Source organism: Mesorhizobium sp. M4A.F.Ca.ET.090.04.2.1 (assembly GCF_003999085.1).
Taxonomy (GTDB): domain Bacteria; phylum Pseudomonadota; class Alphaproteobacteria; order Rhizobiales; family Rhizobiaceae; genus Mesorhizobium.
Window position 1 is genome coordinate 8,208 of record NZ_RZOT01000042.1, and the last position, 9,410, is coordinate 17,617.

General features: G+C 66.5%; 9 protein-coding genes. 2 read left to right on the top strand and 7 right to left on the bottom strand.

The window, feature by feature from the left end:
* On the top strand, positions 1 to 609 hold a 609-nt coding region (locus EN781_RS35145; protein WP_281034360.1), incomplete at its 5' end, for an adenine deaminase C-terminal domain-containing protein.
* A gap of 71 nt (positions 610 to 680) precedes the next feature.
* Here EN781_RS35145 and EN781_RS05390 read toward each other — a convergent pair.
* From EN781_RS05390 to EN781_RS05400, 3 genes are all read right to left on the bottom strand, one after another.
* The gene (locus tag EN781_RS05390; protein WP_126055402.1) at positions 681 to 1,955 is read right to left on the bottom strand and encodes an NAD(P)/FAD-dependent oxidoreductase; all 1,275 of its coding nucleotides are present in this window, start codon (positions 1,953 to 1,955) and stop codon (positions 681 to 683) included.
* A gap of 194 nt (positions 1,956 to 2,149) precedes the next feature.
* A complete protein-coding gene (locus tag EN781_RS05395) occupies positions 2,150 to 3,529 on the bottom strand; it encodes an aminotransferase class V-fold PLP-dependent enzyme (RefSeq protein WP_126055403.1) in 1,380 nt (459 codons plus the stop codon).
* 79 nt (positions 3,530 to 3,608) lie between these two features.
* The gene (locus EN781_RS05400) at positions 3,609 to 4,013 is read right to left on the bottom strand and encodes a GNAT family protein (RefSeq protein ID WP_127399836.1); all 405 of its coding nucleotides are present in this window, start codon (positions 4,011 to 4,013) and stop codon (positions 3,609 to 3,611) included.
* Between EN781_RS05400 and EN781_RS05405 the strand changes: the two genes are divergently transcribed.
* The gene (locus EN781_RS05405) at positions 4,012 to 4,332 is read left to right on the top strand and encodes a hypothetical protein (protein ID WP_127399837.1); all 321 of its coding nucleotides are present in this window, start codon (positions 4,012 to 4,014) and stop codon (positions 4,330 to 4,332) included. The two genes, EN781_RS05400 and EN781_RS05405, sit on opposite strands and share 2 nt — an antisense overlap.
* Positions 4,333 to 4,402: 70 nt before the next feature.
* Here the strand turns inward: EN781_RS05405 and EN781_RS05410 are convergent, their stop codons facing one another.
* The 4 genes from EN781_RS05410 to EN781_RS05425 all read right to left on the bottom strand — a co-directional run bounded on the left by EN781_RS05410 (position 4,403) and on the right by EN781_RS05425 (position 9,345).
* Positions 4,403 to 5,137 carry a class I SAM-dependent methyltransferase gene (locus EN781_RS05410; protein WP_189347333.1) on the bottom strand — a complete coding sequence of 245 codons (735 nt, stop codon included), beginning with the start codon at positions 5,135 to 5,137 and terminating at the stop codon, positions 4,403 to 4,405.
* Positions 5,138 to 5,169: 32 nt separating this feature from the next.
* A complete protein-coding gene (locus EN781_RS05415; protein WP_245455514.1) occupies positions 5,170 to 6,087 on the bottom strand; it encodes a 2-dehydropantoate 2-reductase in 918 nt (305 codons plus the stop codon).
* Positions 6,088 to 6,306: 219 nt separating this feature from the next.
* Positions 6,307 to 7,602: an HlyD family type I secretion periplasmic adaptor subunit gene (locus EN781_RS05420; protein ID WP_126055406.1), complete on the bottom strand. Its 1,296-nt coding sequence runs from the start codon at positions 7,600 to 7,602 to the stop codon at positions 6,307 to 6,309.
* A gap of 3 nt (positions 7,603 to 7,605) precedes the next feature.
* The gene (locus EN781_RS05425; RefSeq protein ID WP_127399838.1) at positions 7,606 to 9,345 is read right to left on the bottom strand and encodes a type I secretion system permease/ATPase; all 1,740 of its coding nucleotides are present in this window, start codon (positions 9,343 to 9,345) and stop codon (positions 7,606 to 7,608) included.
* Between the last annotated feature and the right edge of the window lie 65 nt (positions 9,346 to 9,410).

A 9,410-nucleotide genomic window follows, 5' to 3' on the forward strand; every position in this document is an offset into this window, starting at 1 on the left:
GTGAAGGCGAAGCCGGTCACGGCGGATGCCTTCCGTGTCGAGGCCAGGGCGGGCCGCAACCAGACGCCGGTGATCGCGATCAAGCCCGGCCTGATCATCACCTTCCGCGAGGACGCCGCCCTGCCCGTCCTCGATCAGTGCCTGCAGGCCGACCCCGAGGCCGACATCCTCAAGGCCGCGGTGGTCGAGCGGCACGGCAGGAACGGCAATATCGGCAAGGGTTTTGTCCGGGGCATCGGCCTGAAGCGCGGCGCCATCGCCTCCTCGATCGGCCATGACTGCCACAACATCACCGTGGTCGGCGCCACCGACGCCGACATGGCGGTTGCGGTCAACCGGCTGATCGAGATGGGCGGCGGCATGGCGGTGGCCGACAACGGCGTCATCACCGCAGAACTGGCGCTGCCGCTGGCCGGGCTGATGAGCCTGGAACCCTTCGAGACCGTCACCCATGCCCTGCATCAGTTGCGCGAGGCGACGCGCGACATCGGCTGCACGATCCCCGAACCCTTCCTGCAGGTGGCGTTCCTGGCACTGCCGGTGATCCCGCATCTCAAGCTCACCGACATGGGCCTGTTCGACGTCGACAGGTTCGGCTTCGTCGAGTGAGGCGACCGGCACCTGCCGGCGCAGCAAAAGGCATGCGCTGTCGGGGCACGGTCGGGATCTAAATCCGTCCCTCACATCTCTCCGAAGTAACGAGCACGGGCCAGATCATCCGAGGGTGCCTCGGGTCCCAATCCGACGACATCCGGAACCCGCGTCGGATCGCCGGCAAAAAGCGCAAAGGCATGCTGGCGCCGCCGGTCGGCCGCCTCTCCGCGCTCGAACAGCAATGCTGTCTCCATCGCCTCCAGGCGTCGCATGCAGCCGTAGAAATCATCATGGTCGCCAGCGTAGGCCTCCGCCGCCGATCGCCAATCGGGGTTTTCGAGCAATCGGTCCCGCAGCAGCCGGACATCGCGGAGCGTCCGCGACAGCCCCCTGCCCCAGGCAGGGTCGGTGGCGGCCGCGGTATCGCCGACCAGAACAACCCCGTCGCGACTGGGCCTGTCGACCCATCGATGCGACCCGTCGAAGCTGGCAAACGGACCTGCCTGCCGTGCCCGGTCGAACCAGTGGGCGGGCGCGCCTGTCGCATGCAGCTGGCGTATCATCTCCTCCACCGAATGACGGCCGGAAAGGCGCTTCGGCAGAACATCCTTGTGGTAGATGAGATAGATGCGGTTGCGCCGGGGGGCAATTTTCATCGCGATTACCATGCGCCCGCCCATGGGATCATAGAAGAGATTGATCGTGTTTGCCCGCGGTGGGGCATTGCCGGCGAGAACCTCCGAACAATCGACGTCGCCCTCCAGGATCATGCCGGCCGTGATCAGCAGTTCGGGATCATGCCTCACCTCAAAGCCGAGAAGCGAGCGTAGACGCGAATCCCTGCCGTCCGCCAGAACGACCAGGCGCGCCGAGAGACCCTTTGCGTCGCTGCCGACGTGAACTCGTGGGACATCGCCAAATGTCACCGCCGAGACCACGCTTCCGCGCCTCACCTCCGTTCCCAGGCTCTCGGCATGTTTCAGCAGAACCGTTTGCATCTGCGGATGGGGAAACGTCATGCAACAGGTCCGGGAAGGCGTCGTCGCGATCAAGTCCCGCACAGCCTGCAGAGAGCCATCCCGGAATCTTGAATAGTAGGCCGCCTCGGTGGCGCAGCTTTCGAGAAGCAAAGCATAGACGCCCAGGCGCTGGGCCTCGAGACTTCCCCAGGGCATGAGAACCTCGCCGCGGATGCGGTCCCTGAATTCGTCCTGCTGTTCGACGATGAGAACGCGCGCGCCGCGACCGGCAAGGGCGATGGCCAGCGAGGATCCCGCAAGACCGCCACCAACAATGATCAGGTCATAGTCGGCGCCAGCGCCGTTGGGTAACGGCGTCCGGCCGTCTTCCCTCTCTGCCATGGCGGACTCCCAAAGTAATATTTCGTTTTTCTAATGTACTGTACCTTGCCTACAGCCACCACTTGAATTGCAACGATCACAAGGGGCTCGCCATCGAGGCCATCAGATCGGCAGTCGGCGAACTAGAGCTCTTTGTTTTGACGCAAATCCGGACGGAAAACCGTTTCACACTTTTCCCGGAATTGCTCCAAGCCTCAATCGTTGAGTTCGGCGGCTGCCGCGATCACCTCCGAGACGATTTCGAGCACATTGCCGTCCGTCGTCCGGTGGTTGACGAAGCACGCCCTGAGCGCGAACTGGTCGTGGACCGTCGCGTTCGACAGATAGACGCGACCGCGCGCGATCACGCGTCTCAGGATCGCCCTGTTGTCCTTGGCGCGATGACGGAAACAGACCGCGCTGAGCGGCACCGGCGCCAGAAGCTCCAGCTCCGGATGCGCCTCGACCGTCTCGGCCAGAAGCCGGGCATGGCGCAGGTCCTCGGCGATCGCCTCGCGAAAGGCGCGGCGCCCGTGATATTGCAGCGACAGCCAGAGCTTCAGCGCGCGGAAACGCCGCGACAGCTCGAACGACTGATCGAAGAAGGCGAAACCTTCCGTGGGATCCTGGCTCAGCAGGCCAACATAGTCGTCGCTGTGCGAAAACGTCCTGCGCGCGATGTCCGGGTGGCGATGCAGCAGGCAGCCGCAATCCAGTGGCTGATAAAGCCATTTGTGCGCATCGAGCGAGAGCGAATCCGCCAGCGCCAGCGAGTTGAGCGTCTCCGGCAGGGCCAGGGCCGCCAGAACGCCATACGCGCCGTCGACATGCAGCCACATGCCCTCGCGTCCGGCGATAGCGGCGATCTCGGGCAGCGGGTCGATGGCGCCGGAGACGATGGTGCCGACGGTGGCGACGATCGCGATCGGTATTCGTCCGGCCGCGCGATCGGCGGCGATGGCCGCCTGGAGGGCGTCCGGACGCATCCGGAACTGGTCGTCGACGGGAACCAGGCGCAGGTTCGCCCTGCCGATGCCGAGCAGCGCCACCGCCTTGGCAATGGACATGTGCACCTGCTCGGATGCATAGACCACGCCGCCGCGCACCCCTGTTTCATTGGCCGGCAACTTTGCTTCACGCGCCATCGCCAGCGCCATCAGGTTTGCCGCCGAGCCGCCGCCGCACAGGCTGCCGGTGAATCCGGCGCAGCCGACCGCCTCCGCCAGCCAACCGACGACGGCGTGTTCGATCGATGTCGCCGCCGGCGCGGATCGCCACGAGGACACGTTCTGATTGAGCACCGCCGCCAGCAATTCTCCCACCGCCCCCACCGGCTCGCCGGAACCGAAGACGTAGGCGAAGAACCTGCCAGCGGATGGTCGCGCATGCTCGGCGATCAACTTGAAGTCGTGCAGGACGTCCCGGCCCCTGCCCTCCTCGGCCCAGGGCCGCGAGAAGAGTTCGGTTGTCTCCCTGCCGCTGGTCGACGGATAGGCCGGACGGTCATCGAGCGAGGCCCAATAGGTCGTGGCGAGGTCCATCGCCTCGTCCGCCAGCCGCGACAAATCCTGATTGGAGATTTCGAGCGCCTTCATAGCCTGCCCCCTTGATGCATGCGAAACCACTGGACTTGATTAGCACAAAACCGGCATCGCCACCGGCAAGGGTTTTCCGTCAGACCGGCAGCGGCGGATCCGCCGGCTCCCCGGGATCATGGCCGGCAGCCGAACGGATTTCGGTCAGCGACCAGATCTGCCGCCCATCGCGGAAGTTCGCGGGATCGAGCCAGGCCTCGAAGGCGGCGCGGCGGGCCGGCCATTCGCTGGAAAGCATCGAGTACATGCAGATGTCGCGCGGCTTGCCCTTCAGGAACAGGCTCTCGCGCAGCATGCCTTCATAGACGAAGCCGAGTCGGTCGGCCGCCTTGCGCGAGCGCTGGTTGGTCGAGGTGCAGGTCCATTCCAGGCGCCGGTAGCCGAGATCGTCGAAGACGTGGCGCAGGATGAGGTAGAGCGCTTCGGTGGCGAGCCGCGTGCGCTGCAGCGGCGGTGTAGAGCACATAGCCGAGCTCGACGACATGATGCGCGGGTCGCGCCTCCATCAGGCAGAGCCATCCGAGCGGCCCGCCATCGGGGCCATCGACGGCGAAGAAGGCGCGCTTGGGATCGGCCACCAGGACGGCGACTTGCTCGGCGAAGGCCCGTTCGGTGGCGAACGGCCCCACCTTCATGTCGACCCAGGTGGCGTGCGTGTGCTCGTCATGCGAGAGCAGGTAGAGTTGTGCCGCATCGCCCGCGGCGTCGAGCGGCCGCAGCCGCCCCCAGCGGCCGGCAAGCTCAATGGCCAAGGGAACCGGCGCATCACCCGGCGTGACCTCGTTCGGTTTCAGCTTGGATGACATTGTCTCGCATCTCTTTGTTTTGAGCAGTTGCGGACGGAAAGCCGTTTCACGCTTTTGCTGGAGTGCTCTAGTTCCAGTATCGGAACATCCTACCCATTCTGTTCGGCATGACGAAAATCTCCTCCGCGTGGGAAAAGCCGGCATCCCGCCCCATGCCGAGCCATGTGGCGGCGGTTTCCGGGAAATCGGCCAGTAGCATGTGCCGTTCCATGGCGGCGAACTCCTCGTCGGAAACGGCCGACCATTCATCGCGCAGCAAGGAGAAGCGGGCGAGCCAGGCGGCGCGATCCTCTCCCTCGAAAAGCGCTGGCTCCCAGATGACGAAGAGGCCCATCCCTCCCAGGGCCCTGCGGGCGTGCCGCATCAGCCGCGCCTTACCCTCGGTCGGCAGGTGGTGCAGCGACATGCCGATCCAGATCACGTCGACGGGCTCCGACCACGTCGCCATCGCATGCGCGAAATCGCTGCAACGCAACTCGACCGGGCAAGGAAGGATATCGAGCTCTCGAGCCGCCAGCCGCAGCGATGCCTCGGACAGATCGATGCCGACATAGTTGCCGATCGTGGTCGTCCTCAACGTCGCAGCGGAGGCGCCGGCATCGCCGCACGCCACGTCGAGAAAGCGGAACGACGCAGGCGCAAGCTCCGTGAGCACGTCACGCAGAAGGCGATAGACCTCGCGATGGAACATGAGGTTTGCATCCACGATCCTGCGATAGGTATCAAGCTCCCTGTTGAACATGTCCTGGGAGCCCGTTGCCTCGCTCCCTGTCGTCGCCGGCATGCCTTCGCTCGATGTCACGATGCCCTCCATGGAAGGTCGATGGGATGCCGCTAGGCAGCGGCACCTGCTGCGTAGAGATGCAAGGCGCGGAAGACCGCCGTGTGGCCAGGGGTCGCGATGCCGAACTCGATGCCCAGCTGGTGCATCCGCCCGGACAGCCAGGCGACCTCGATCGGCTTTCCCCTTTCGAGATCGTTCGCCATCGACGATTTCACATGCGGGGGGAATGCGCTCCACCTGGTCGTGACGCGCCGTTCGAATCCCTCGGCCAGCGGATGACCGGCGGCCGCGGCAATCGCCATGCCCTCGTCGCGCAGCTGCTCGATGAAGATGCGCGCCTCGGGGTCGTCGAGGATCGGACCGATCCCCGAACGCATCAGCGACGTTCCGCCGGAGAAGGCCGCCAATGTCACGAACTTCTCCCAAAGCACATTGTCGATGTCGGCAACCGGCTTCAGCTCCAGCCCGATAGCCCGATCGCACAGCGCCTGAAGTTCCTTGATGACAGGGTCGCGGTGTCCGCCGACGAGGATGTCACGCAGCCCGCCCGCGTGGACGACTTCTCCGGGCTGCTTGATGAATGCGGACAGGTAGGTGGCGCCACCGATCACCCTGTCGCCCGGAATATGGCGGCGGAGAATGCCGACGCTATCGATGCCGTTCTGCAGCGTCACGACGCGCGTGTTCCCGCCGATGAGCGGTCCGAGCGTGGCGGCGGCCTTCTCGCTGTCGTAGAGCTTGACCGCGAAAATCACCAGATCGACGGGACCGATGTCGGCCGGCGCGTCGCTCGCAGACACATTGGACAGCAAGATGTTACCGAGGTCGCTTTGAATGCGCAGGCCGCTCTGGCGCATTGCCTGCAAGTGGGCACCGCGAGCAATGAAGCTGACCTCGCCCCCCAGCTCGGCGAGCCTGGCGCCGACATAGCCGCCGATGCCGCCCGCTCCCATCATTGCGATCCGCATGCCGTCCCCTCGACGCCCGCCGCCGCGATCGGCCGCACGAAGCTCCCACCGACCAGGTCAATATTAGCATTTCCTTGAATACACAGCCAGCCGGACCGGGGCGGATATTCGGCGGCAAGCAGATCGCGACTAGCCGCTGTCGGGCACGATCTGCATGATAACCTGGCCGGGCGTGATGACGCCTGGACAGCAAGCGACCCTAAGCGCTTTCGGCCTGCCTTACTCCCTGAAGGCACGGCTGATCTGGTCCTGCAGCGGCTTGACCAGGTAGGAGAGCACCGTGCGGTCGGCGGTCTTGATGAAGGATTCAACCGGCATGCCGGGAACCAGCTTGACCTGGCCGAGGCGCGCCACCTCCGCGCTCGTGGTGGCGATGCGCACGGTGTAGTAGCTGATGCCGGTGCGCTGGTCGGTGGTGGTGTCGGGCGAGGTGCGTTCGACCGTGCCGTTGATCTGCGGCGTGGTGCGCTGGTTGAAGGCCGAAAAGCGCAGCGCCGCCGGCTGGCCGACGAAGAGCTGGTCGATGTCGCTCGGCGCGATCCTGGCCTCGATCGCCAGGCTGTCGCTGTCGGGCACGATCTGCATGATAATCTGGCCGGGCGTGATGACGCCGCCGATCGTGTAGGCGATCGACTGCTGCACGACACCGTCCTGCGGCGCGCGGATGTCGATGCGCCTGAGCTGGTCTTCGGCGGCGACCTTGCGCTCCATCAGTTCGCCGATCTTGGCGTCGATCTCGCGCAGATCCTTGTTGACCTCGGTGCTGAGATCGAGATCGACCTGGATAATCTGCAGGTTGATCTCGGCGATCCTGCCTTCGGCCTGCGCCAGCGCCGCCGTCAGCTGGCCGCGCTCGCCGTCGAGCCGCGTCGCCTCGCGCTCCATCGCGGTCAGCCGGTCGATGGAGATCAGCCGCTTCTTCCACAGCGCGCGCAGGCTGACGAGTTCCTCGCCGACAAGCTCGATCTCATGCGACTTGGCATCGGCCTGGGCTGTGTCGCCGCTGATCTCCTTGCGCAGCTGCTCGATGCGCTCCCTGAGCTGGCCCTTCTGGCCGGAGCGCGCCGCCCGCCGTGTCTCGAAGAGCTGCTTTTCGCCGGCGATGATCTCGGCCACCACCGCATCGCCGCCCCGGTCGAGCAGGGCCTTCGGAAAGGCGATCTGACCGGCGCCCTGGCGCTCTGCGTCCAGCCGCGCCTCGCGCGCCGACAACTGGTCGAGCGCCTTGGTGACCACGGCGAGATTGGCGGCCGGCATGGTCGGATCGAGGCGCACCAATAGCGCGCCCTGTTTGACGCGGTCGCCGTCATGGGCGGCGATCTCGCCGACGATGCCGCCGGTCGAGTGCTGGACCTCCTTGACGTGGGAATCGACGACGAGAACCCCCGACGCGATGACCGCCCCAGAGATTTGCGTCAGCGCGGCCCAGCCGCCGACGCCGCCGACCAGCAGCGCGACCGCGCCGAGGCCGAGAAGCGTGTGGGCGCGAATGGACTGGTGAGAGGTGGCGCGCATCCCTCACTCCCCGGCCGCCGCGGCGCCAGAGCGCGGCGGCTCCTCGGTGGCGAGCCTCAGCCGCGGCACGCCGGCCACCGTTGCCACCGCCGGCTGCGGCCGCGGGAACAGCCGGGCGAGAACGTCGTCCTTGAGGCCGAAAGCCTGGATGCGGCCCTGGTTCATCGCGAGGACGAAATCGACGGTGGCGAGCGCGCTCGGCCGATGCGCCACGAGGACGACGATGCCGCCGCGCTGCCGCACCAGGAGGATCGCCTGGAACAGCGCCTGCTCGCCCTCGGCGTCGAGATTGGAGTTCGGTTCGTCGAGCACCACCAGGAAGGGATCGCGATAGAGCGCGCGGGCGAGCGCGATGCGCTGGCGCTGGCCGGCCGAGACCGCCTCGCCGAGCTCGCCGATCTCGGTCTCGTAGCCGTCGCGGAAGCCGACGATGAGATCATGCGCGCCGGCGGCCCTGGCGGCGGCGATGACCAATGCCGGATCGGCGTCCGGCTCGAAACGGGCGATGTTCTCGGCCACCGTGCCGGCGAACAGCTCGACGTCCTGCGGCAGGTAGCCGATGAAGCGGCCGCGATCCTCCTGCGACCACTGGTCGAGGTCGGCGCCGTCGAGCCGGACCCGGCCCGCCGCAAGCGGCCAGGCGCCGACCAGCGCCCTGACCAGCGTCGACTTGCCGGAGCCGCTCGGCCCAATGATGCCGACGGCATGGCCGGCCTCGAGCGCGAAGCTCGCCTCATGCACCAAAAGCCGCTGGGTTCCTGGCGCGGCGATGCTGACGATCTGCATGAAGATATGACGGGCAGGCATCGGCAGGGCGGTCGGCCGGGCGTCGGCCGGCATGGCGGCGAGCATCCTGTTCAGCCGCTGCCAGCCTTGCCGCGCGGTGAGGAACCCCTTCCAGTTGGCGATGACCAGGTCGACCGGGGCCAGCGCGCGGCCGCTGAGGATCGAGGCGGTGATGATGATGCCGGCCGTCGCCTGCTGCTCGATCACCAGCCAGGCGCCGACGCCGAGCATGGCCGATTGAAGAAGCATGCGCAGCATCTTGGAGACGGCGCCGAAGCCGCCGGCAATGTCGCTGACGCTGCGCTGCTCGGCGAGATAGTCGCGGTTGGCCTCCTCCCACTTTGCGGCCATGCGGCCGCCCATGCCCAAGGCCGCGATCACCTCGGCATTGCGGTTGCCGGCGAGCGTCAGGCCGTTGCGCACGATGCCGGTCTGCGTGCCTGACGTGACCGGCTTGCGCGTCAGCCGCTCGGCATAGACGGTGAGCAGCACCAGCACGATCGCGCCGACCAGCGCGGTCAGGCCGAGAAGCACGTGGAACATGAAGATGATGGCCAGATAGAGCGGCAGCCACGGCAGGTCGAACAGCGCGGTCGGGCCGCTGCCCGACATGAAGGTGCGCACGCTGTCGAGATCGCGCACCGGCTGCATGTTGTCGCCGCCGCGCCCAAGCTTCAGTGGCAGCTTCAGCACGCTGGCGTAGACGCGGGCACCGAGCGCCTCGTCAAGCGCGGTGCCGATGCGTACCAGGATGCGGCCGCGCACGAAATCGAGCACGGCCTGGCCGGCATAGAGGATGGCGACGAGCAGGCTGAGGCCGATCAGCGTCGGCACGCTGCGGCTGGGCAGCACGCGGTCGTAGATCTCGAGCATGTAGATCGAGCTCGAAAGCATCAGCACGTTGAGCACGCCGCTGAACAGGGCGATGGCGGCAAAGGCCGAGCGGCAGGAGCGCATGGCGGCTGCGAGTTCCGAGCCCGGCGGCCGGGTGCCGGGCCTTGCCGTCGGACGCCGCACGACAC

Bases quoted from the DNA above. Each gene is read 5' to 3' on its own strand.
- EN781_RS05395 (WP_126055403.1), bottom strand. From the start codon at position 3,529: ATGAAGGCGCTCGAAATCTCCAATCAGGATTTGTCGCGGCTGGCGGAC.
- EN781_RS05400 (WP_127399836.1), bottom strand. From the start codon at position 4,013: ATGTCGTCGAGCTCGGCTATGTGCTCTACACCGCCGCTGCAGCGCACG.
- EN781_RS05415 (WP_245455514.1), bottom strand. From the start codon at position 6,087: ATGCGGATCGCAATGATGGGAGCGGGCGGCATCGGCGGCTATGTCGGC.
- EN781_RS05405 (WP_127399837.1), top strand. From the start codon at position 4,012: ATGATGCGCGGGTCGCGCCTCCATCAGGCAGAGCCATCCGAGCGGCCC.
- EN781_RS05420 (WP_126055406.1), bottom strand. From the start codon at position 7,602: ATGCGCGCCACCTCTCACCAGTCCATTCGCGCCCACACGCTTCTCGGC.
- EN781_RS05425 (WP_127399838.1), bottom strand. From the start codon at position 9,345: ATGCGCTCCTGCCGCTCGGCCTTTGCCGCCATCGCCCTGTTCAGCGGC.
- EN781_RS05390 (WP_126055402.1), bottom strand. From the start codon at position 1,955: ATGGCAGAGAGGGAAGACGGCCGGACGCCGTTACCCAACGGCGCTGGC.